At 73.2% G+C, this 20,882-nt stretch carries 20 protein-coding genes; 12 read left to right on the forward strand and 8 right to left on the reverse strand.

Going from position 1 to position 20,882, the window contains the following annotated elements:
* Nucleotides 1–14: 14 nt before the first annotated feature.
* The 3 genes from ABD268_RS08815 to ABD268_RS08825 are packed head-to-tail and all read right to left on the reverse strand — an operon-like array spanning nucleotide 15 to nucleotide 3,846.
* The gene (locus ABD268_RS08815) at nucleotides 15–1,784 is read right to left on the reverse strand and encodes a glycoside hydrolase family 15 protein (RefSeq protein ID WP_344150175.1); all 1,770 of its coding nucleotides are present in this window, start codon (nucleotides 1,782–1,784) and stop codon (nucleotides 15–17) included.
* A gap of 9 nt (nucleotides 1,785–1,793) precedes the next feature.
* A complete protein-coding gene (locus ABD268_RS08820) occupies nucleotides 1,794–3,167 on the reverse strand; it encodes a sensor histidine kinase (protein WP_344150177.1) in 1,374 nt (457 codons plus the stop codon).
* 1 nt (nucleotide 3,168) lies between these two features.
* Entirely contained in the window at nucleotides 3,169–3,846 is a 678-nt protein-coding gene (locus ABD268_RS08825) for a response regulator transcription factor (RefSeq protein WP_344150179.1), read from the reverse strand.
* Nucleotides 3,847–3,959: 113 nt separating this feature from the next.
* Here ABD268_RS08825 and ABD268_RS08830 point away from each other — a divergent pair, with 113 nt between their 5' ends.
* From ABD268_RS08830 to ABD268_RS08840, 3 genes are read left to right on the forward strand one after another with little or no spacing between them, the layout of a single operon-like run.
* On the forward strand, nucleotides 3,960–4,271 hold the full coding sequence (locus ABD268_RS08830) for a PepSY domain-containing protein (protein ID WP_344150181.1): 312 nt from the start codon (nucleotides 3,960–3,962) through the stop codon (nucleotides 4,269–4,271).
* Between the two features lie 46 nt (nucleotides 4,272–4,317).
* A complete protein-coding gene (locus ABD268_RS08835; protein WP_344150183.1) occupies nucleotides 4,318–4,806 on the forward strand; it encodes a CinA family protein in 489 nt (162 codons plus the stop codon).
* Nucleotides 4,807–4,851: 45 nt separating this feature from the next.
* Entirely contained in the window at nucleotides 4,852–5,160 is a 309-nt protein-coding gene (locus tag ABD268_RS08840) for a helix-turn-helix domain-containing protein (RefSeq protein WP_344150186.1), read from the forward strand.
* A gap of 4 nt (nucleotides 5,161–5,164) precedes the next feature.
* Here ABD268_RS08840 and ABD268_RS08845 read toward each other — a convergent pair whose 3' ends face one another.
* On the reverse strand, nucleotides 5,165–5,971 hold the full coding sequence (locus ABD268_RS08845) for a DNA-formamidopyrimidine glycosylase family protein (RefSeq protein ID WP_344150189.1): 807 nt from the start codon (nucleotides 5,969–5,971) through the stop codon (nucleotides 5,165–5,167).
* Nucleotides 5,964–10,592: an ATP-dependent helicase gene (locus ABD268_RS08850; RefSeq protein ID WP_425573697.1), complete on the reverse strand. Its 4,629-nt coding sequence runs from the start codon at nucleotides 10,590–10,592 to the stop codon at nucleotides 5,964–5,966. Before ABD268_RS08850 ends, ABD268_RS08845 begins: the two co-directional genes overlap by 8 nt.
* A gap of 29 nt (nucleotides 10,593–10,621) precedes the next feature.
* Here ABD268_RS08850 and ABD268_RS08855 point away from each other — a divergent pair, with 29 nt between their 5' ends.
* Nucleotides 10,622–11,260, forward strand: coding sequence for a GNAT family N-acetyltransferase (locus ABD268_RS08855; RefSeq protein ID WP_344150195.1), 639 nt, complete (start codon nucleotides 10,622–10,624; stop codon nucleotides 11,258–11,260).
* Between the two features lie 11 nt (nucleotides 11,261–11,271).
* Here the strand turns inward: ABD268_RS08855 and ABD268_RS08860 are convergent, their stop codons facing one another.
* Nucleotides 11,272–11,823, reverse strand: a complete 552-nt coding sequence (locus ABD268_RS08860; RefSeq protein WP_344150198.1) for an AAA family ATPase — start codon at nucleotides 11,821–11,823, stop codon at nucleotides 11,272–11,274.
* 106 nt (nucleotides 11,824–11,929) lie between these two features.
* Between ABD268_RS08860 and ABD268_RS08865 the strand changes: the two genes are divergently transcribed.
* Entirely contained in the window at nucleotides 11,930–13,240 is a 1,311-nt protein-coding gene (locus ABD268_RS08865; protein ID WP_344150201.1) for a 13E12 repeat family protein, read from the forward strand.
* Between the two features lie 18 nt (nucleotides 13,241–13,258).
* On the opposite strand, the gene ABD268_RS08870 is transcribed toward ABD268_RS08865, so the two are convergent.
* A complete protein-coding gene (locus ABD268_RS08870; RefSeq protein WP_344150204.1) occupies nucleotides 13,259–14,077 on the reverse strand; it encodes an alpha/beta fold hydrolase in 819 nt (272 codons plus the stop codon).
* Nucleotides 14,078–14,099: 22 nt separating this feature from the next.
* On the opposite strand from ABD268_RS08870, the gene ABD268_RS08875 reads away from it, so the two are divergent.
* The 4 genes from ABD268_RS08875 to ABD268_RS08890 all read left to right on the forward strand — a co-directional run bounded on the left by ABD268_RS08875 (nucleotide 14,100) and on the right by ABD268_RS08890 (nucleotide 17,716).
* Entirely contained in the window at nucleotides 14,100–14,930 is an 831-nt protein-coding gene (locus ABD268_RS08875) for a carbon-nitrogen hydrolase family protein (protein WP_344150207.1), read from the forward strand.
* Between the two features lie 55 nt (nucleotides 14,931–14,985).
* Entirely contained in the window at nucleotides 14,986–15,912 is a 927-nt protein-coding gene (locus ABD268_RS08880; RefSeq protein ID WP_425573698.1) for an ABC transporter ATP-binding protein, read from the forward strand.
* Complete coding sequence (locus tag ABD268_RS08885) at nucleotides 15,912–16,742, forward strand: ABC transporter permease (RefSeq protein WP_344150210.1); 831 nt, start codon at nucleotides 15,912–15,914, stop codon at nucleotides 16,740–16,742. Before ABD268_RS08880 ends, ABD268_RS08885 begins: the two co-directional genes overlap by 1 nt.
* A 167-nt stretch (nucleotides 16,743–16,909) precedes the next feature.
* On the forward strand, nucleotides 16,910–17,716 hold the full coding sequence (locus ABD268_RS08890; RefSeq protein WP_344150213.1) for an ABC transporter permease: 807 nt from the start codon (nucleotides 16,910–16,912) through the stop codon (nucleotides 17,714–17,716).
* Here the strand turns inward: ABD268_RS08890 and ABD268_RS08895 are convergent.
* Nucleotides 17,709–18,197, reverse strand: coding sequence for a GNAT family N-acetyltransferase (locus ABD268_RS08895; RefSeq protein ID WP_344150216.1), 489 nt, complete (start codon nucleotides 18,195–18,197; stop codon nucleotides 17,709–17,711). The two genes, ABD268_RS08890 and ABD268_RS08895, sit on opposite strands and share 8 nt — an antisense overlap.
* Nucleotides 18,198–18,268: 71 nt before the next feature.
* On the opposite strand from ABD268_RS08895, the gene ABD268_RS08900 reads away from it, so the two are divergent.
* From ABD268_RS08900 to ABD268_RS08910, 3 genes are read left to right on the forward strand one after another with little or no spacing between them, the layout of a single operon-like run.
* Nucleotides 18,269–19,417 (forward strand): DinB family protein, encoded by a 1,149-nt coding sequence (locus ABD268_RS08900; protein ID WP_344150219.1) that lies wholly within the window; start codon nucleotides 18,269–18,271, stop codon nucleotides 19,415–19,417.
* Nucleotides 19,414–19,608: a DUF3046 domain-containing protein gene (locus tag ABD268_RS08905; protein ID WP_344150222.1), complete on the forward strand. Its 195-nt coding sequence runs from the start codon at nucleotides 19,414–19,416 to the stop codon at nucleotides 19,606–19,608. Before ABD268_RS08900 ends, ABD268_RS08905 begins: the two co-directional genes overlap by 4 nt.
* A complete protein-coding gene (locus tag ABD268_RS08910; RefSeq protein WP_344150225.1) occupies nucleotides 19,605–20,879 on the forward strand; it encodes an MFS transporter in 1,275 nt (424 codons plus the stop codon). Before ABD268_RS08905 ends, ABD268_RS08910 begins: the two co-directional genes overlap by 4 nt.
* Nucleotides 20,880–20,882: the final 3 nt, after the last annotated feature.

Below are 20,882 nucleotides of genomic sequence, written 5' to 3' on the forward strand. Positions count from 1 at the left end.
CGCCCGGGGCCGGGTCAGCGTCCGCCGAGGTCGAACGCCGCCTGCACCAGGGTGAGGTGGCTGAACGCCTGCGGGAAGTTGCCGACCATGCGGCCGCGGCGAGCGTCGTACTCCTCCGCGAGCAGCCCCACGTCGTTGACGAGCCCGACCAGCCGGTCGAAGAGCCGCTCGGCGTCCTCACGGCGACCCGCCGCGGCGTACGCCGAGACGAGCCAGAACGAGCAGGCCAGGAACGGGTGCTCGTCGCCCTGGAGGCCGTCGACGCCGCTCTGGGTGCGGTACCTGAGCACCAGTCCGTCGCGGATCAGGTCCTCCTCGACCGCCGCGATGGTGCCGAGCATCCGCGGGTCGTCGCCCTCGATGAAGCCGACCTGGGGGAGCACCAGCAGCGAGGCGTCGACCTCGGTGGTGTCGTAGTGCTGGGTGAAGGTGTTGCGCTCGGCGTCGAAGCCCTCGGCCAGCACCTCCTCCCGCACCGCGTCGCGCAGCTTGCGCCACTCAGCGACCTCCCCGGGGAGGTCGTACTCCTCCACGGCCCTCACCGCGCGGTCGAAGGCGGCCCAGACCATGACGCGTGAGTGGGTGAACCGCTGCGGCTCGCCGCGGATCTCCCACAGGCCGTGGTCCGGCCGGTCCCAGGAGCGGGCCAGGTCAGCGACGAGCGTGCGCTGCAGGGACCAGGAGTTCTCGTCGAAGGCGCCGAACGCGTGCCGGGTGTGCTCGAGCGCGATCATCACCTCGCCGAGCACGTCGGACTGGCGCTGGCCGACGGCGCCGTTCCCGATCCGCACCGGCTTCGAGCCGGCGTACCCCGGCAGGTGCTCCAGCGTGTGCTCGGGCAGCCGGCGGGCCCCGTCCACGGCGTACATGATCTGGAGGTCCTCGGGGTCGCCCGCGACCGAGCGCAGCAGCCACGAGCGCCAGAGGCGGGCCTCCTCGGTGTAGCCCGCCCGGATGAGCGAGGAGAGCGTGAGCGCCGCGTCGCGGAGCCAGCAGAAGCGGTAGTCCCAGTTGCGCTCACCGCCGAAGTCCTCGGGCAGCGAGGTGGTGGGGGCGGCGACGATCCCGCCGGTCGCCTCGTGCGTGAGCAGGCGCAGCGTCTGCAGCGAGCGGCGTACGACGTGCGGGTGCGGCACGTCGGCGGGGCAGCGCTCGGCCCAGGCCTCGTCGGCGTCGATGGTGGCGCGGATCCGGTCGGTGAAGTCGCCCAGCTCGTCGAGGTCGATGTGCGAGGGCACCCACGTGGTGGAGAACAGCAGCTCGTCACCCTCGGCGACCTCGAAGGTGTCGTTGTGGCGGTGGTCGGTGGCGACCGGCAGCCGCGGGCCCCGGAGGATGAGCTTGTCGGGGCCGCCGATCGCGGTGATGACCTTCTCGCCGCAGATCGTCTCCCGGCGCACCCAGGGCCGGATCTCGCCGTAGTCGAGCCGCACCAGCCACTCGTGGCTCATCGTGACCGTGCCACTGACCCCACGGACCCGGCGTACGACGTCGGCGCGGTCGTCGCCGCGCGGCATCAGGTCGGTCAGCGTGACCACGCCGGTGGCGGTGGTGAACGTCGTCTCCAGCACCCCGGAGTTGCCCAGGTACCGGCGCTCCGAGGCGTACTCGCCCTCGGGACACAGCTGCCAGTGGCCGTGCTCCTCGGATCCGAGGAGGGCCGCCAGGCAGGCGGGGGAGTCGAACCGGGGCAGGCACAGCCAGTCGATCGACCCGTTGCGACCCACGAGGGCGGCCGTCCTCAGGTCGCCGATGAGCGCGTAGTCCTCGATGGGCAGGGCCATGGAGCGAGGTTAGCCACCGGTGCCAGGCAGCCGCAGGACGAAGTGCGCGCCGGGCGCCGGTGCACCGTCCCGGTCGGCCAGTCCCAGGTGTCCGCCGGCGCGCTCGGCGAGGCCGCGGGCGATCGCCAGTCCCAGGCCACTGCCCCCGGTGTCCCTGACCGCGGACCCGGTGCTGCGGGCCCGGTCGCCGCGGTGGAAGCGCTCGAAGATCAGCTCCCGCTCCTCGTCGGGGACGCCCGGGCCGTCGTCGAGGACGTCGAGCCGGCCGCCGCCCGACTCCGTGGAGACCCGGACCTCGACCCGGGACGAGGCGTGCGCCACCGCGTTGTCGAGCAGGTTGCGCACGATCCGCTGGACCTCGCCGCGGTCGGCGCGCACCGGCGCGGCAGAGACGCGGCTGGTGTCCAGGACCAGCCCGTTCGCCGTGCGGGCGCGGGCCGCCTCCTCGAGCACGACGTCCTCGAGGTCGATCGCCGTGGCCTCGGGCGCCGGTGCTCCCGCATCGACGGACGCGAGGACGAGCAGGTCGCCGACGAGCCGCTCCATCTGCGCGGTCGTGGCCAGCAGGTCCGAACCCAGCGCGGTCACGTCGGTGGACCCCGGCCGCGCCAGCGCCACCTCGACCTGCGCCCGCTGCGCCGCCAGCGGGCTCTGCAGGTCGTGCGAGACGTCGGCGACGAAGTCCCGCTGCCGACGCGCCGACGCCTCGAGCCGGGCGAGCATCCGGTTCATGGTGGCGGCCAGCCGCCCGACCTCGTCGTCGACGCCGCTGTCGGCCACCCGCCGGTCGAGCCGGTCCTCGGTGATCTCGTCGACCTCCCGGCGGATCCGGTCCACCCGGCGCAGCGCCCCGCCGAGGACCAGCCAGGTCCCGAGTGCGAGGAGGGCCACCACGACCGGTACGCCGAGCAGCAGCGCCCGACGCAGCGCCGAGGAGGCCTCGTGGACGGACTCCAGGCTGGTGCCGAGGTAGACCGTGACCGGTCCGTCGGGACTCGGACCGGTGCCGGCCCAGAGCCGGTAGGTCTCGGTCTCCGCGTCGTCCGGGGCGTCGACGGTGCGGACGACGAGGCCGTCGCCAGGGTCGAACCCGGCGATGGCCGGCTTGCCCTGGATGTTCGGGGAGGCTGCCAGGACGCGCCCGTCCGCCGCCACGACCTGGCCCACGCCCTCGTCGTCGAGGTTGGTCAGCGTCGTGGGCAGTGCGCCGAGCTCGGCGAGGTGGAGGAGGTCGTGGATCCGCGACCCTGCCAGCTCGTCGGCGCCGCTGCGCAGCCGAGCCTCGAGGGTCAGCACCAGCGCGACCGAACCCAGCAGGAGGGTCAGGCCGGTGATGACCGTGGCGAGCACGGTGGCGCGGGTGCGCAGGGTCGTGCGCCGCACGTCAGCCCCCGTCGGGGTCGAGCCGGTAGCCGACCAACCGGACCGTCTGCAGGCTGGCCCTCCCGAACGGGTGGTCGATGCGCTGCCGGAGCTGGCGGACGTAGACCTCGACGATGTTCGGGTCGCCGTCGAAGGAGAAGTCCCAGACGTGGGACAGGATCGTCGCCTTCGAGACGACCTCCCCGGCCCGCCGCAGCAGGAACTCCAGCATCGAGAACTGCCGGGGCGTCAGCTCGACGGGCGTGTCGCCGCGCCAGACCCGGTGGCTGGCCGGGTCCAGCCGCAGGTCACCGGCGGCCAGGACGGAGGGCCGCTCCTGGCGACCCCGGCGGGTCAGCGCCCGGAGCCGGGCCACCAGCACCATGAACGAGAACGGCTTGGCGAGGAAGTCGTCGGCGCCGGAGTCGAGGGCCCGTGACTCCTGGCGGGGCCCGGACCGGGCGGTGAGCATCAGGATCGGCGTCCAGTCGCCGGCCTCGCGGCGGCGGGTGCACAGCTCGTCGCCGGAGAGGCCCGGGAGCATCACGTCGAGCACCATCGCGTCGTACTCGTTCTCCTGGGCGAGCCACTCGCCCTCGATCCCGTCGAGGGCGACGTCGACGGCGTACCCCTCGCCCTCGAGGCCGCGCTTGAGCGCGGACGCGAGGTGCTTGTCGTCCTCGACGACCAAGAGCCGCATGCCTCCAGCGTGGCACGGGTTGGCTGAGCCCCCGCTGAACTCGCGCTGAACCGTGCGTTCAGGAGGGGTTCAGGGCCGAGCGGGCAGGGTGGGTGCCGACGAAGGGAGACGACATGAGGAAGCGGATCGTGGCCGGCGCAGCCGGTCTGGGCCTCACCGCGGCGGTGGTCGCGGGTGGTGTCGCGGTCGCCGGCAACGGCGACGACGGCGCGGCCAGCCACCAGTACACCCAGGAGCAGGCCGACGCGGCGACGAAGGCCGCCCTCAAGGCCACCGGTGGCGGCACCGCAAACAGCGTCGAGACCGACTCCGAGAACGGCGCGACGTACGAGGTCGAGGTGACCAAGCCGAACGGCGACACCGTCGACGTGCGGCTCGACGAGCACTACCGGGTCGTGGTGATCGAGGGCGACGGCGAGGGCTGAGACCGGCCCTGGCCGTCGGGGTCGGGCCGGCGTCTAGCATCCGACCATGACCGATCTCGACACCCGCGTGCACCTGTTGCTGCGCGCCAGTGGCCACACCATCGCGTCCGCCGAGTCGCTGACCGGAGGCCGTCTCGCGGTCCACTTCACCGACGTGCCGGGCGCCTCGGAGACCTACCTGGGCGGCGTCGTCACCTACGCCACCGAGGTGAAGTCCTCGATCCTCGACGTGCCCGGCGAGGTCATCGACGAGCACGGGGTGGTCTCGGCCGAATGCGCGAAGGCGATGGCGACCGGGGTGCGCGCGCTGACCGGCGCGTCCTTCGGCGTGAGCACCACCGGCGTGGCTGGTCCTACCGAGCAGGAGGGCAAGGCCCCCGGCACGGTCTACGTCGGCATCTCCGGGCCCGGCCTGCTGGAGGTCGTCGAGCTCGACCTCGAGGGGGAGCGCGAGCAGATCCAGGAGCAGACCTGCGCCCAGGCGCTCGAGGCAGTTGCCGCGATCCTCGTCGAGGAAGAAACGCCTCTCGGGTAGCGTTGGTCCAGCAGTCCAGTCACGCCCCCCGGAAAGGAGACGCGCATGGTGCTGTTCCGTCGGCTTCTCGGCGACGTGCTCCGCGATCGTCGGATGCAGCGCGGCATGACCCTGCGCGAAGTCTCCGCCGAGGCCCGGGTGAGCCTGGGCTACATCTCCGAGATCGAGCGGGGCCAGAAGGAAGCGTCCTCCGAGCTGCTCGCCTCCCTGTGCCTGGCGCTCGATGCGCCCCTCTCCGCCGTGCTGCGCGAGGTCTCCGACGCCGTGGCGCTCGAGGAGGCCGCGGTGGCCGCCACCCCGATCTCGGTCACGTCGCGTCCGCGCCCGGGCGAGGTCGTCGCCTCCGCCGCCTGACCGCTCACCGCGCCTGGTCCACCGCGGGCTGGCAGGACGGGCACCAGTAGGACGCCCGCTCGCGGCCCTCGGGCCCGGCCATCTCGACGCGGATCGGCGTGCCGCAGCGGCGGCACGGGCTCTTGTCCCGTCGGTAGACCCACATCCGCTCGCGCTCGCGCAGGTCCCCGGTGGTGGACTGGACCGGTCGTTCCTTGTTGAGCTCCAGCATCTGCTTGGCGCGCCGGACCAGGCGGGGCAGGTTCGACACCTCGCCGACGGGGGTCCGCGGGTGCACGCCGCTGGTGAAGCACAGCTCGGCCTGGTACATGTTCCCGATCCCGGCGAGCCTGGTCTGGTCGAGCAGGGCCTCCGCGAGGGGCCGGTCCGGGTCCTCCCGCAACCGGCGCAGCGCCTCCTCCTCGTCCCAGTCGGGGCCGAGCAGGTCGGGACCGAGATGTCCGACGGCCGCGTCCTCATCCTCCCGGGGCAGCAGCTCGACGATGCCCAGCGAGAACCCCACCGCCTCGGCCCGGTCGGTGGCCAGCACGACCCGGGCCTGGTGCGCGGGGCGCCGCCACGCGCCACCGGGCTCGTAGACCCGCCAGGAGCCCTCCATCTTCAGGTGGGTGTGCAGCGTCCAGGCGCCGCTGCTGCCGTCGATGCGGGTCAGCAGGTGCTTGCCGCGCGAGACGGTCTCGGTCACGGTGGCGCCGACCAGGTCGGTGGTCGCGAGCTGCGGGACCCGGAAGTCGGTGCGCACCAGCACCTGCCCCGAGAGCCGGCGGTCCAGCAGGCGGGCGGCGCGGAAGACGGTGTCGCCCTCAGGCACCGCTGGGCACCCTCAGTCGCAGCCCCTTGGGCGTCGACACGAAGCCGGCCGCCTGGAGGGCCTCGCGCAGGGGGGTGGCCCCCGAGCCGAGCAGCTGCTCGCCGTCGGCCCTCTCCACCGTCAACCGGCCGAGCGAGCCACGCCGGACGGCATCCGCGAGGGCCGCGGTCGCCGGGGTGAGCTGCTCCGCGTCGTCGGACCAGGTCAGCAGGGTGCGCCCGCCGCGCTCGACGTACAGGGTCAGCTCGCCGTCCACGAGGACGACCAGCGCGCCGGCCTTGCGGCCGGGACGGTGCCCGCTCTTCTCGCCGGCCTCGGTCGAGCTCGACGCGACCGGCCACGGCAGCGCCGCGCCGAAGGGGTTGGCCGGGTCGGTGGCGGCCAGCGCCACCGCCCCCGGCTTGGCGTCGTCGGCCAGCTCGGAGAAGGTGCGCAACCGGTCGATCGCCCCCGCGGTCCCGAACTGGGCGGCCCCGAGGCCGCTGACGAAGTAACCCCGACGGCAGCGGCCGGAGTCCTCGAAGGCGGACAGCACCTTGTAGACGGCGGCGAAGCCACCGGGGACGCGCTCGCTCACCACGGCGCCCCGGATCACCACGCCGTGGCGGTCGAGCAGCCGCTCGGCGGTGGCATGGGCGCGGCGGGTCGGGTCGCCGTCGATCTCCGGCAGCAACGCCCAGCGCCCGGCCGTCTCCGGGGGGCCGGTGCGGGCCGGCATCCGGGCGCGGCCGCCCGTCGTGGAGGACATCCGGATCCGCGGCGGCGGCCGGCGGCTGCGGTGGCTGGGGGTGCCGGCGCGGGTGAGCGCCCGCAGCGGCGTGAGCGTGTCGTTGCTGATCCGGCCGGCCCAGACCAGCTCCCAGAGGGCAGCAGACAGCGCGGCGTCGTTGGTCGCGCCGACCGTGGTGGCGAGCTGGCGGAAGAACCAGGCGCCGCCGGGGGTCAGCGCGTCGAGGACGGCCTCGTGCAGCTCGGCCTGTTCGAAGGGTTGGGGCTCCGGGAGCGTGAGCGGCGCCTGGTCGGCCAGGTGCAGCGACACCCAGCCGTCGGCGCCCGGCAGCGCGGCGTGGCCGGCCCAGATCACCTCGCCGGAGGCGGTGAGCTCGTCGAGGTACGACGGCTCGTAGTCACGCACCCGTGCGACCAACACCAGGGGCTCGAGCGCCGAGGCGGGGACCGGGCAGCCGGCCAGCTGGTCGATCGCTGACAGCACTCCGTCGACCCCGCGCAGGCCGCCGCGCCCGCCGCCGCCGGTCGGGACCACGTGCTGCCAGGCCGACAGGAACCGGCTCAGCGCCGCGGGCTCGACCGGCTCGACCTCCTTGCGCAGCCGCGCCAGCGAGCGGCGGCGCAGCTTGCGCAGCACCTCGGCGTCGCACCACTCCGAGCCCGAGCCGGACGGGCGGAACTCGCCGTCCAGGACGCGTCCCTGCGCGCCGAGCCGCTGGAGGGTGTGGCGGACCACCGCGGCGCCGAGGCCGAGGCGGGCGGCGACCTGCTCGGTGGTGAAGGGACCGTGTGTGCGGGCGAACCGGGCGACCAGGTCGGCCAGCGGGTCCTCGACCGGCTCGACGAAGGCGTCCGGTGTCCCGGGCGGCACCGGGACACCCAGGCCGTCCCGCAGCCGGCCGATGTCCTCGATCCCGCACCAGCGCTCCTCGCCGGCCATCCGGACCAGGGTGATCCGGCGGGCATCGGCGAGGGCGGTGAGCCAGCCCCCGACCTCGGCGCCCTCCACGCTGCGGGCCGCCACCTCGTCGGTGGAGAGGGGACCGAGCATCCGCAGCAGGTCGGCGACGCCCTCGGCGTCCCGGGCCCGGCGGTCGGGAGCCAGCCGCTGGAGCTCCGCCTCGACCTCCGCGAGCACGTCGGGGTCCAGCAGCTCGCGCAGCTCGGCCCGGCCGAGCAGCTCCGCCAGCAGCCCCTGGTCGAGCGAGAGCGCTGCGGCGCGCCGCTCGGCGATGGGGGAGTCGCCCTCGTACATGAACTGGGCGACGTACCCGAAGAGCAGGCTGCGCGCGAACGGCGAGGGCGACGGCGTCGCGACGTCGACGACCCGCAGCTCGCGCCGGTCCACCCGCTGCATGAGCGCGACCAGCGAGGGCAGGTCGTAGACGTCCTGGAGGCACTCGCGCACGGCCTCGAGCACGATCGGGAAGGACGGGTACTTCGCGGCCACCTCGAGCAGCGCCGCGGACCGCTGCCGCTGCTGCCACAGCGGCGAGCGCCGGCCGGGGTCGCGGCGGGGGAGCAGCAGGGCGCGCGCGGCGCACTCGCGGAAGCGGGCGGCGAAGAGGGCGGAGCCGCCGACCTCCTGGGTGACCAGGTCCTCGATCTCGTCGGCGGCGAAGACCACCACGTCGCCGCCCGGGGGCTCGGCGTCGGTGTCGGGGATCCGGATGACGATGCCGTCGTCGGAGGCGACCGCCTGGCCGTCCACGCCGTACCTCTCGCGCAGCCGGGCATTGATCGCGAGCGCCCACGGTGCGTGGACCGGGGTGCCGAAGGGGGAGTGCAGGACGAGGCGCCAGTCGCCGAGCTCGTCGCGGAACCTCTCCACCAGCAGGGTGCGGTCGCTGGGCAGCGCGTTGGTGGCCTCGAGCTGCTCGTGCAGGTAGGTGACCAGGTTGCCGGCCGCGAACTCGTCGAGGCCGCCCTCCTGGGCCCGCCCGACGGCCCGGTCCCGCGGCAGTGAGCCGAGCTCGCGGGTGAAGGAGCCGATGGCGGCGCCGAGCTCGGCGGGCCGGCCCAGCGCGTCGCCCTTCCAGAACGGCAGCCGCCCGGGGATGCCCGGGGCGGGGGTGACCAGGACCCGGTCGTGGGTGATGTCCTCGATCCGCCAGCTCGTCGCGCCCAACGCGAAGATGTCGCCGACCCGGGACTCGTAGACCATCTCCTCGTCGAGCTCGCCCACGCGCCGGCCCGGCCCCTCGCCTCCCACCAGGAAGACGCCGAACAGGCCGCGGTCGGGGATGGTGCCGCCGCTGGTCACGGCGAGCCGCTGCGCTCCCGGCCGTCCGGTGAGCGACCCGGTGACCCGGTCCCAGACGATCCGGGGGCGCAGCTCGGAGAACTCGTCGGAGGGGTAGCGGCCGCTGAGCAGGTCGAGCGTGGCGTCGTACGCCGATCGCGGCAGCGCGGTGAACGGCGCGCTGCGCTTGACCAGCTCGAACAGGTCGTCGGCCTGCCAGGCGTCGAGGGCCGTCGCCGCGACCACCTGCTGGGCCAGGACGTCGAGCGGGTTGGCGGGCACCCGCAGCGACTCGATGGCGCCCGTGCGCATCCGCTCGACGGCCACCGCGGTCTGCGCCAGGTCGCCCCGGTGCTTGGGGAACAGCACGCCCCGGGACACCTCGCCCACCTGGTGGCCGGCGCGGCCCACGCGCTGGAGGGCGCTCGCGACACTCGGCGGCGACTCGATCTGCACCACGAGGTCGACCGCACCCATGTCGATGCCGAGCTCGAGGCTGCTGGTGGCGACCACGCAGGGGAGCCGGCCGCGCTTGAGGTCGTCCTCGATGATCGCGCGCTGCTCCTTGGAGACCGAGCCGTGGTGGGCCTTGGCGATCACGGTGGCGCCCGGGTCGTCGGTCGAGCTCGTCGAGACCCCGGACTGGGCCATCAGCTGCGCCGGCGGGCCGGACCCGGCGGTCGAGCTCGTCGAGACCACGCCGGCGGCCTGGGCCGACCGGTCGGTGGCGATCTCGTTCAGCCGGGCGGTCAGCCGCTCCGCGAGGCGGCGCGAGTTGGCGAACACGATGGTCGAGCGGTGTGCCTCGACCAGGTCGACGACCCGCTCCTCCACGTGCGGCCAGATCGACTGGGCGCGCTGGGGGTCCTCGGAGTCCTCGTCGTACTCGTCGGGCGTGGTCATGTCCTCGACCGGCACGACCACCCGCAGGTCCCACTCCTTCTGGGAGGGTGGCGCGACGATCTCGACCGGGGCGGTGCCGCCGAGGAACCTGGCCACCTCCTCGAGCGGACGCACGGTGGCGCTCAGGCCGATGCGCTGCGCGGGACGGGGGAGCAGCGAGTCGAGCCGCTCGAGGGAGACAGCGAGGTGCGCGCCGCGCTTGGTGCCGGCCACGGCGTGCACCTCGTCGATGATGACCGTCTCCACGCCGCGCAGGGACTCACGCGCCTGGGAGGTGAGCATCAGGAACAGCGACTCGGGCGTGGTGATCAGGATGTCGGGCGGAGCCGTGGTGAGCCGGCGGCGGTCCGCGGCGGGGGTGTCGCCGGAGCGCAGCCCGACGGTGACGTCGGGGACCGAGGTGCCGAGGCGCTCCGCGGTGTGCCGGATCCCGGTCAGCGGCGCCCGCAGGTTGCGCTCGACGTCGACGGCCAGGGCCTTGAGCGGGGACACGTACAGGACCCGGCAGCGCTGCGAACGGTCCTCGTGCGGCGGTGTCGTCATCAGCCGGTCGAGGGACCACAGGAAGGCCGAGAGCGTCTTGCCGGAGCCGGTGGGTGCGACGACCAGGGCGTGACGGCCGGCGCCGATCGCCTCCCACGCGCCTGCCTGGGCGGGGGTGGGCTCGGCGAACGCGGCACCGAACCAGGTGCGGGTCGGCTCGCTGAACCTGTCCAGGACGTCGCTCACGCCAACATCCTTACCCATGGCACCGACAGTGCTGCACAATCCGCAGCGTGCTCAGCGATCTCTGGCCCACCTTCCGGCTCCGCATCACCACGCCCCGCCTGCAGCTGCGGCTACCTCGCGACGAGGAGGTTGCCGAGCTCGCGGCGCTCGCGGGCCGGGGCGTGCACCCGCCCACGGAGCGGCCGTTCCTGACGCCCTGGACCGACGGCAGCGCCGAGGACCGGGCGCGCTTCGTCCTGCGCGAGCACTGGAGCCAGCTGTCCGGGTGGTCGGTCGAGAGCTGGCGGCTCGGACTCGGGGTCTTCGCCCCGAGCGGCGAGGCGCTCGGCGTGGTCACCCTGCGGGCCAGGAGTTTCCGGGTCGTCCGGGAGGTGACCACCGCGTCGTGGCTCGGCCTCCCGCACCAGGGGCAGGGACTGGGCACCGAAGCACGGATCGGCCTGCTGACGCTGGCGTTCGACCACCTCGACGCCGACGCGGCGCTGACCGAGGTCTTCCGGGACAACCACGCCTCGCAGGGTGTCTCCCGCAGGCTCGGCTACGAGCCCGACGGCATCTCCCGCGACGCACGCGGCTCGGAAGTTCTCGTGTCTGACCGGCTGCGCCTCAGCCGATCCCGCTGGGACGCCGTGCCGCGCCCCGGCGTGGTGGTCGACGGCCTCGAGGCGTGCCGGCACATGTTCTGACCGGGTGTGTCTCAGGTCAGGGACTCGATGAACGAGCAGTAGGTCTCCTCCACCGCGCCATCGGCGCTCATGATCACGACCGCGTCCGGGCGCTCTGACAGCAGGCGCTCGAGCGCCGCGTGGTAGCCGGTCAGCACGCTGTCCCCGCCGTTCGCCGCCACGATGGCCCGCACCTGGTCATGCCACGGATCCTCGGACGCCGACCCGCCACGACTGTGGAAGCGGGTCACTGACGCCGCTGGAGTGTCCATGAGGACGCGTTCGAAGAACTGCGCCCCGATGCCGACGGCACACGCTTCGAACCGAGCCAGCTCGGTGGGATCGACCAACATCTGTGGCAGCACGACGTCGTGGCCGTTCGCGAGGTACGCCTCGATCATCGCGAGCGCCGCCGGCCGGATGAGCGCCCCTGCCTCTCCGGAGTCGCGCTCCCACCCGCCGATGAGGGTCCTGAGCGCATCGATGTCGCAGTTCAGGACTCCCGGATGTTCGGCCACGAAGCGCCTGGCCAGCGTGGACTTGCCGATCCCGGGTGGCCCGTTGAGGTGGATGAGGCGGCTCACGACGAGCGACTCTACGTGCGCACGACTCTTGCTGTCGGCGTTCCGCGCACGCCGGCAGGCGTCCTCCACATGTTGTCCCGAGCTGTTCCCACGTCCGCATGAGCGGGTGGACGCTGCTCCGACGCTCGATGCCGACGCCGTTCGGGTCTGGATCGGCCAGCTGGCAGGCACGGGCTCGATCACGGAGGACGCGAAGCGGATCGAGCTGATCGGTGAGCTGGAGACGTTGACGCGCGCGGCCGCGGCCGCGCAGGCCGCACTGTCGGCCGACTTCGACGCCTCGCAGCGCCAGCAGCAGGCGGACGCCGGCGTTCGACCCGGCCGTCGCCACCGCGGGATCGCCGACCAGATCGCACTCGCGCGGAAGGAGTCGCCGCATCGCGGCCGCCAGCACCTGGGACTCGCCAAGGTCCTGGTCGCGGAGATGCCGCACACCTGGGCGGCGTTCCGGGCGGGACGGATCACCGAGTACCGCGCCACGGCGCTGGTCCGGGAGACCGCCTGCCTGAGCTTGGAGGACCGCCAGACGGTGGACCACGCCGTGGCGGGTGATCCCGACGCGCTGGAGGGATACAGCGACCGCGTCGTCGAGGCCGAGGTGAGGAAGCTGGCGGCCCGGCTGGACGCCCGGTCGGTGGCGAAGCGGCGCCGGCGCGCGGAGTCGGAGCGTCGGGTGACCGTGCGGCCGGCTCCGGACGTGATGACCTACGTGACCGCACTGCTGCCGGTGGCACAGGGCGTTGCCGTGTACGCCGCGCTCAAGGCCGAGGCCGACCGCCTGGTCGCGAGCGGCGACCCGCGCAGCCGGGGGCAGATCATGCCCGACACCCTGGTGGGTCGGGTGACCGGAGCGCCATCGATCGACGGACGTCCGGTCGTGCCGGTGACGATCGACCTCGTGATGACCGACAGGGCGCTCTTCGCAGGTGCCACCGATTCGGCACAGGTCGCCGGCTTCGGGGCCATCCCGGCCGAGGTGGCGCGAGGACTGGTCGCCGACCTGCTGGACGCCGGGACCGCGACCTGGCTGCGACGGCTCTACACGAGTCCGGCCACCGGTGAGCTGGTCGCGATGGATGCGCGAAGCCGACGGTTCCCGGGGAGCTCGGGCACTTCCTCGATCTTCGCGACCAGTTCTGCCGCACGCCGTGGTGCGACGCACCGATCCGGCACCGAGACCACGTCATCGCAGTGGCGGACGGTGGCGAGACGAGCGCCGTGGGCGGGCAGGGGCTCTGCGAGAGCTGCAACTACGCGAAGCAGGCGCCCGGCTGGAGAGCGAGACCGGGGCCGGGTCCCGGCCACGTGGTCGAGACCCGGACGCCGACTGGACTCACCTACCGCTCGACCGCACCACCTGCGGTGGCTGCTCGCTACCCGGCATTCGTCAAGTGTGGTCCCGGCCGGTGGATCCTGATCGCCTGAGGTGAGGCGGTCACATCGGGTGCCGGCGGAGGAACGACGCCAGCGCCTCCCCGAGCTCGGACGTGTGCGTGAGCGCCAGCGAGTGGTCCGCGCCGTCCAGCACCACGTCCTCGGCATGCGGCAGCCATGCCAGCACCAGCTCGCGCACCTCCGCGAACCACGGCCCGCTCTCGGTGCCACCGACGTGGAGCACAGGCTGCCCGATCCGGCGGGCGTCGTCAGGTCCGAACCGCCACGACAGCAAGGCAGGGAGATCCGTGGCGAAGAACGTGCCGGCGTCCCGCTCGGCCCGGGCGCCGGCGCCCGGGAGCCGGCGTTCGAGGACGCGGCGCCAGTCGGCGCCGATGAAGTCCCCGAACCGGTCGAGCGCCGCAGGGACACCGTTGCGCCGGTACAGATCGGTGAGCTCGGCGTTGGCGGCGACGAACTCGCCGGCGCTGGGCGTGTGCAGCGGGGGCGGCTCGATCAGGCACAGGCTGTGCACCAGGTCCGGTGCGGAGCGCGCCAGCTGCAGCGCGACGGCGCCGCTGTAGGACAGTCCGACGACGTGGGCTCGGCCCACCCCGAGACCGGCCAGCAGCTCCCGGCAGTCGTCTGCGTCGCGCTCGATGGAGCCGGCCCCTGCCACGGGACTGCTCCGGCCGTAGCCGCGGCGGTGGTGGGCGATGACCCGGAAGTGGTCGCGTAGACCCGGATCGTCGGCGAGGGGCAGCAGCTCGTCGGCGATCAGGGCCGTCTGGATCAGCACCAGAGGCTCGCCGGAGCCGCGGTCCGTGACCTCGAGGACCGCGTCCGACACCGACACGCGGCGCCACGCCTCGGTGGGCATGCCCCCATGCAACCATGCCGCGGTGACCACGCTCCGGATCGCCGTCGCACAGCCCGCCATGAGCGCCGACGCGCGGGAGAACGGCCCCACGGTGCGCCGGATGATGCGCGACGCCGCGGACGAGGGCGCCCGGCTGGTGCACTTCCCCGAGGGAATGCTGTCGGGCTACGCCGTCGAGCAGATCGAGGACTGGGCCGAGGTGGACTGGGCGGCGGTCCGTGCGGAGCTCGGACAAGTGGCGGCACTGGCCGAGGAGCTCTCGCTGTGGGTGGTCCTGGGCTCCGCCCACCCGCTGACGCCGCCGAACCGGCCGCACAACAGCCTGTACGTCATCACCGACACGGGTGTCCTGATCGACCGCTACGACAAGCGCATCTGCTCCCACACCGAGATCACCCGCTTCTACAGCCCCGGCTTCGAACCGGTCGTCTTCGAGGTCGACGGGTTCCGGTTCGGCTGCGCGATCTGCATCGAGGTGAACTTCCCGGAGCTGTTCTCCGAGTACGAGCGCCTCGGCGTGGACTGCCTGCTCTTCTCGGCCTACCCGGTCGACGCGGTCTTCGAGATGAAGGTGCGCGCGCACGCCGCGATCAACAACTACTGGGTCAGCCTCTCGGTGCCGGCGCAGACCGCCCACCTGTTCCCGTCGGCTCTCGTCGGGCCCGACGGGCAGGCCCTGGTCCGGGCCGGCGCCGAGGCGGGCCTGGTCGTGGGCGAGCTGGACAGGGACGCGCCGGAGCTCGAGGGGGCGCTGCGGTACGCCCGTCCCTGGCGGGCCGTGGCACGTGTCGGCGACATCTACGAGGAGCGTCGGGTCACCGATCCGCGCAGCGAGGCGCGCACCGAGTTCTAGCGCCGGGACGAAAGTCGGGTGAGGACTGTCGGTGACTCTTTGTAGGGTCCGTGTTGTGAGTGACTCCATGATCCTGGCTCGGGGGCTGCGCAAGTCGTTCGGCGACTTCGAAGCGGTCAAGGGCATCGACGTCGACGTACGCCGCGGCGAGGCGTTCGGCTTCCTCGGACCCAACGGCGCCGGCAAGTCCTCGACGATGCGGATGGTCGCGGCCGTCTCCCCGGTCAGCGACGGCGACCTGCGGATCCTGGGCCTGGACCCGGCCGTTGACGGGCCTTCGATCCGGGCCCGGATCGGCGTCTGCCCCCAGGAGGACACCCTCGACACCGAGCTGACCGTCCGTGACAACCTCTACGTCTACGGCCGCTACTTCGGGCTGCCCCGCAAGGAGGTGCGCTCCCGCGTCGACGAGCTGCTCGAGTTCGTCCAGCTCACCGAGAAGTCCGACGCGATGGTCGAGGACCTCTCCGGCGGCATGAAGCGCCGCCTGACGATCGCCCGCTCGCTGATCAACCGGCCCGACGTGCTGCTCCTCGACGAGCCGACGACCGGTCTCGACCCGCAGGCCCGTCACGTGGTGTGGGACCGGCTCTTCCGGCTCAAGCAGCAGGGCGTGACGCTGGTCCTCACCACCCACTACATGGACGAGGCCGAGCAGCTCTGCGACCGGCTCGTGGTCATGGACAAGGGCGTCATCGTCGCCGAGGGATCACCGCTGGAGCTGATCCGCGCCCACTCCACCCGCGAGGTGGCCGAGCTGCGGTTCGGCGTGGGTGAGCACGACGCGCTCGCGGAGAAGATCTCCGACCTCGGTGACCGCGTGGAGGTGCTGCCGGACCGGCTGCTCGTCTACAGCGAGGACGGCGAGGAGGTCATCGCCAAGGTGCACGAGCGCGGCCTGCAGCCCGCCGCGGTGCTCGTACGCCGGTCCACCCTCGAGGACGTGTTCCTGCGCCTCACCGGACGGACGCTGGTCGACTGATGGCCGATCTCGACCAAGCGGCGGCCTCGGTGCGGAGCAGCGCACCGGCCAACCTGCTCGCCGGCGCGGCCCGGCTCTTCGACTACTGGGCCATCGCCTACAAGCGGACCTGGAAGGGCAGCGTGATCTCGTCCTTCGTGACCCCGCTGCTCTACGTCCTGGCGATGGGGGTGCTGCTCGGCGGCTTCATCGAGGGGGACCCGGCCAAGCTCGAGGGAGCCACGTCGTACCTCGCCTTCGTGGCCCCGGGCATGGTGGCCGCGCAGGCCATGACCACCGTCTTCGGTGAGGTGACCTATCCGGTCATGGGCATGGTCAAGTGGCACAAGTCGTACTACGGCATGACCGCGAGCCCCCTGGGCGTCCCCGACGTGATCCTGTCCCACCTCGGGTTCGTGATCTTCCGGGTGGCCACGACCTGCGCGGTGTTCCTGGCGGTGGTGGCCCCCTTCGGGGTCTTCGCGTCGGTCCCGGGCGTGATCGGCGCCTTCTTCGTGCAGCTGCTGATCGGCGCGGCGTTCGCGACACCGATCTACGCCTTCTCCGCGGGGCTGAAGGACGAGAGCGCGTTCTCGCTGGTGTTCCGGCTCGGGATGATCCCGCTCTTCCTGTTCTCCGGCGCGTTCTTCCCGGTCGCCAACCTGGACCGCTGGATGGAGGTGCTCGCCAAGCTCACGCCGTTGTGGCACGGCGTCGACCTGACCCGGATGCTCACCCTCGGCGAGGTCGACTGGTCGATGGCCGCGGTCCACGTGGCCTACCTGGTCACCCTCACCCTGGCGGGCTGGTTCTGGGCGGTCCGCCGCCTCACGAGAAGGATGATCAGTTAGTCCATGACCCCGTACCCCACGACCTGCTGCGCGCCGCCTCGCGGGCGCCTGGACTGCGTTGTCGTCAGTCATCGACACTCCGTGTCGCCTCCCTCCTCCGCCTTGCCAGGCACTCCGCCAGACGACGCTCGCGACGGTCGGGGATCCGGGGGCATGGACTGATGGCCATGCTGACCACGAGCGTCGGCCGGGCGGCCGCCTCCCCGATCTCGTCCGGCGAGGCCACCGCGCTGCTGCTCTACCGCAACTACCTGGCCTACCGCCGGGCCTGGTACATCTTCGTCAGCGGTTTCCTCGAGCCGGTGTTCTACCTGTTCTCGATCGGCGTCGGCGTCGGTCAGCTGGTCACCGGCTTCGAGTTCAACGGCGAGTCGATCCCGTACGCCGAGTTCGTCGCGCCGGGCATGCTCGCCGCCTCGGCCATGAACGGCTCGCTGCTCGACGCCACCTTCAACTTCTTCTTCAAGCTGAAGTACAACAAGCTCTTCGACCAGATGCTGGCCACGCCGCTGACCACGATGGACATCGCCCGCGGCGAGCTGAGCTGGTCGCTGCTGCGTGGCGGCATCTACTCGGCGGCGTTCCTCCTGGTGATGGTGGCGATGGACCTCGTGTCGTCCTGGTGGGCGGTGCTGGTCGTCCCGGCCGCGCTGCTGATCGGGCTGGCGTTCGGGGGCATCTGCATGGCGCTGACGACGTTCATGCGCAGCTGGCAGGACTTCGAGTTCGTGACCCTGGCGACGCTGCCGATGTTCCTGTTCTCCGCGACGTTCTTCCCGGTCACGGCGTTCCCGACCGTGGTCCGGTGGGTGGTGGAGTGCACGCCGCTCTACCGCGGGGTGGTGCTGTGCCGCGAGCTCACCACCGGCGCGCTGTCCTGGGGGTCGGCGGTGTCGGTGGTCTACCTGGTGGCGATGGGCCTGATCGGGCTCGCGATCGTGCGCCGGCGCCTCGAGGCCCTGCTGCTCACGTGAGCCGGAGCTCGAAGAGCTCGGTGTCGACCCAGCGTCCGAGCTTGTGACCCACGTCGTGCAGCACCCCGACCGAGCGGAACCCGCAGGCCCGGTGCAGCGCGCGGCTCGCGTCGTTGGGCAGGGCGACCACGGCCACGGCGAGGCGTACGCCGTCCGCCCGCATCGCGGCCAGCAGCACGTCGTACAGGCTCCGCCCGACGCCGCGCCCCCGCGCCTCGGGGTGGAGGTAGACCGACGACTCCCGGGTGCGCGCGTAGGCCTCGCGGGGGCGGTAGGCCGACGAGTACGCGTAGCCGAGCACGCCCTCGCCGTCGTCGGCCACGTACACGTGGTCGCCCGGGGCGCGGCTGTCCAGCCGCACCTGCCAGTAGTCCGGCCCGGGTGGGGCGGTCGCGAACGTCGAGATGCCGGTCAGCACCTCGTGGTCGTAGATCGCCTTGATCGCGGGCAGGTCCTGCGCGGTGGCCGGTCGGATCGGCATGGCCGAAAGGTATCCAAGGCTGGCAGGAACCCCCGCGGTGCGGGTGGGCACGGGTTGAGAGGATGACCGCCATGTCACTGCCACCGGTCGAGCCCGACACCAAGGACTGGACCTGGGTGCTGGCCCGCCCGTGCCCCGAGTGCGGGTTCGTGGCGGCCGACGTGCGCGCCTCCGGGCTCGCCGGCGCGATCCGCGACAACGCCGCCACCTGGGTCGCCCTGCTCTCCGGGCCGGACGTGGCGGCCCGTCCCGAGCCGGGTGTGTGGTCCCCGCTGGAGTACGCCTGCCACGTGCGCGACGTGCACCGCGTCTTCGACGAACGGGTCCGGCTCATGCTCGAGCAGGACGCGCCGCGGCTCGCGAGCTGGGACCAGGACGAGTCCGCGGTGGCCGACGGCTACGCCGACCAGGACCCGGCGACCGTCGCGGCCGAGCTGGGGCAGGCGGCGAGGGCCGTGGCGGCCCGCTACGCCGGCGTGCCGGACGCGGCGTGGGGACGCCGCGGCTACCGCAGCGACGGCAGCGAGTTCACGGTCGAGAGCCTCGGGCGCTACCACCTCCACGACGTCGTCCACCACGTCCAGGACGTCGGCCGGGTCGCCAGGGCCGCCACGATCGCGGCGTACGACGCCTCCGCCGAGGCCTACCGCGACGGCACCGTCACCATGCCCGCGGCCCTGGGTGACCTGGTCTCCCGCTTCGTCGCCCGCGTGCCGGCCGGGTCCCGGGTGCTGGAGATCGGCAGCGGGCCCGGCCGCGACGCCCTGGCGCTGGAGGCGCTGGGGCTCAGCGTCCGGCGCACCGACGTCTCCGCGGGCTTCGTCACGCTGCTGGGCGCCGCCGGCCACCGGGCCGACCGACTCGACCCGCTGACCGACGACCTGACCGACCCCGAGCGCGGGGGAGCGGCGTACGACGGGGTGTGGGCGAGCGCCTGCCTGCTGCACGTGGCCCGCGCTGACCTGCCGGTGGTGCTGCGGCGACTGGCCGAGGTGACCCGGGCGGGAGGCACGCTGCACGTCTCGCTCAAGGAGGGCGACGGCGAGGCCTGGTCGACCCATGGCCACGTGGCGGCGCCGCGACTGTTCGTCTTCTGGCGGGAGCGGCCGCTCCGGGCGGCGCTGGAAGGGGCCGGCTGGTCCGTGGAGGAGCTGACCGGGCACGACGGGCCGCGCGGCGAGCGCTGGCTCGAGGTCCTGGCCACCAGGAGGGACGCATGAGGCACACGGAGTTCTGGGCCCGGATGGAGCAGGTGCTCGGCGTGGCCTACGCCCGGTCGTGGGCGGACCAGTACGTCATGAGCGAGCTCGGCGGCCGGACCGCCTCCGAGGCCCTCGACGCGGGGGTCCCGCCGAAGCAGGTGTGGGCGGCGGTCTGGCAGGCGCTGAACCTGCCGCCCTCCGAGCGATGAACGCCGCGATCCCGTCACCGGCGGTGGAGCCGCACCAGCTCGCCGCCGCGCAGCGCCGCACGATCAGGACGCTCGTCGCAGCCCAGGCGGTCGGGGCGATCGGCATCACCATCGGCATCGCGACCGCGTCGCTGCTGGCGCGTGACATCTCGGGCTCGGAGGACCAGGCCGGGCTCGCGCAGACCTTCCAGGTGCTGGGCGCGGCCCTGGCGTCGTACCTGCTGGCCCGGCTGATGTCGCGCCGCGGCCGCCGGGTCGGGCTCGTCGCCGGCTACGTCCTCGGCGCCGGCGGCGCGGTCCTCGCGGTAGTCGCCGGCGTGGTCGGCTCGATGCCGCTGCTGCTGCTCGGCGCCGCGCTGCTCGGCTCCACGACCGCGGCCAACAACGGGGCGCGGTACGCCGCCACCGACCTCGCCCCCGCCGCCCATCGGGCGAGGTCGCTCTCGACGGTGGTGTGGGCCACCACGATCGGGGCGGTCGCCGGCCCCAACCTTACCGGGCCTGCCGGGTCGCTCGCCCGTGGCCTCGGCATCCCGGCGCTCACCGGACCGTTCGCGCTCGGCAGTCTGGGGATGCTGGGCGCCGCCGTCATCATCGCCGTGTTCCTGCGGCCCGACCCGCTGCTGCTCGCGCGCCGCGCCGCCGGGGCGGCGCCGGTGCCGCCGACCGGCACCTCCTGGGGCCGCGTCGTCCGGGCGGTCCGGGACCGGCCCGTGCTCGGCTCCGCCGTCGTGGGGCTGGCCGCCGCGCACGCCGTCATGGTGTCGGTGATGGTGATGACCCCGCTGCACATGGAGCACGGTGGGGCCGAGCTGAGGGTGATCGGGATCGTCATCAGCGTGCACGTGCTGGGCATGTTCGCGTTCGCGCCCCTGGTCGGCCTGGCGGCCGACCGCAGCGGACGGGCCACCACCCTGGGTGTGGGAGCGGTCGTGCTGGCGGTGTCGCTGGTGCTGTGCGCCGCCTCGCCCGAGGGCAGCTCGTGGCAGATCTTCGCGGGGCTGTTCCTGCTCGGCCTCGGCTGGTCCTTCGCCACCGTCTCCGCCTCGACGCTGATCGCCGACCACGCCCCGCTCGACGTCCGCGCCGACGTGCAGGGCGCGGCTGACCTGGTGATGGGCGTGACCGCCGCCGCGGCGGGCGGGCTGGCCGGCGTCGTCGTCGGGACCTGGGGGTACAGCACCCTGGCCTGGGTGGCGGCCGCGCTGGTGCTCGCCCTGGTCGTCGCCGCGTTCGGCGCGGCGGGGGAGCGGGACAGGCTGGCAGAGTGAGTC

It is taken from the genome of Nocardioides koreensis (assembly GCF_039531775.1).
GTDB classification, from domain to species: Bacteria; Actinomycetota; Actinomycetes; order Propionibacteriales; family Nocardioidaceae; genus Nocardioides; species Nocardioides koreensis.

Coding starts and splice junctions, on each gene's coding strand:
- ABD268_RS08815 (WP_344150175.1), bottom strand. CDS start 1,784: ATGGCCCTGCCCATCGAGGACTACGCGCTCATCGGCGACCTGAGGACG.
- ABD268_RS08825 (WP_344150179.1), bottom strand. CDS start 3,846: ATGCGGCTCTTGGTCGTCGAGGACGACAAGCACCTCGCGTCCGCGCTC.
- ABD268_RS08830 (WP_344150181.1), top strand. CDS start 3,960: ATGAGGAAGCGGATCGTGGCCGGCGCAGCCGGTCTGGGCCTCACCGCG.
- ABD268_RS08835 (WP_344150183.1), top strand. CDS start 4,318: ATGACCGATCTCGACACCCGCGTGCACCTGTTGCTGCGCGCCAGTGGC.
- ABD268_RS08840 (WP_344150186.1), top strand. CDS start 4,852: ATGGTGCTGTTCCGTCGGCTTCTCGGCGACGTGCTCCGCGATCGTCGG.
- ABD268_RS08850 (WP_425573697.1), bottom strand. CDS start 10,592: ATGGGTAAGGATGTTGGCGTGAGCGACGTCCTGGACAGGTTCAGCGAG.
- ABD268_RS08870 (WP_344150204.1), bottom strand. CDS start 14,077: ATGCCCACCGAGGCGTGGCGCCGCGTGTCGGTGTCGGACGCGGTCCTC.
- ABD268_RS08885 (WP_344150210.1), top strand. CDS start 15,912: ATGGCCGATCTCGACCAAGCGGCGGCCTCGGTGCGGAGCAGCGCACCG.
- ABD268_RS08890 (WP_344150213.1), top strand. CDS start 16,910: ATGCTGACCACGAGCGTCGGCCGGGCGGCCGCCTCCCCGATCTCGTCC.
- ABD268_RS08895 (WP_344150216.1), bottom strand. CDS start 18,197: ATGCCGATCCGACCGGCCACCGCGCAGGACCTGCCCGCGATCAAGGCG.
- ABD268_RS08900 (WP_344150219.1), top strand. CDS start 18,269: ATGTCACTGCCACCGGTCGAGCCCGACACCAAGGACTGGACCTGGGTG.
- ABD268_RS08905 (WP_344150222.1), top strand. CDS start 19,414: ATGAGGCACACGGAGTTCTGGGCCCGGATGGAGCAGGTGCTCGGCGTG.
- ABD268_RS08910 (WP_344150225.1), top strand. CDS start 19,605: ATGAACGCCGCGATCCCGTCACCGGCGGTGGAGCCGCACCAGCTCGCC.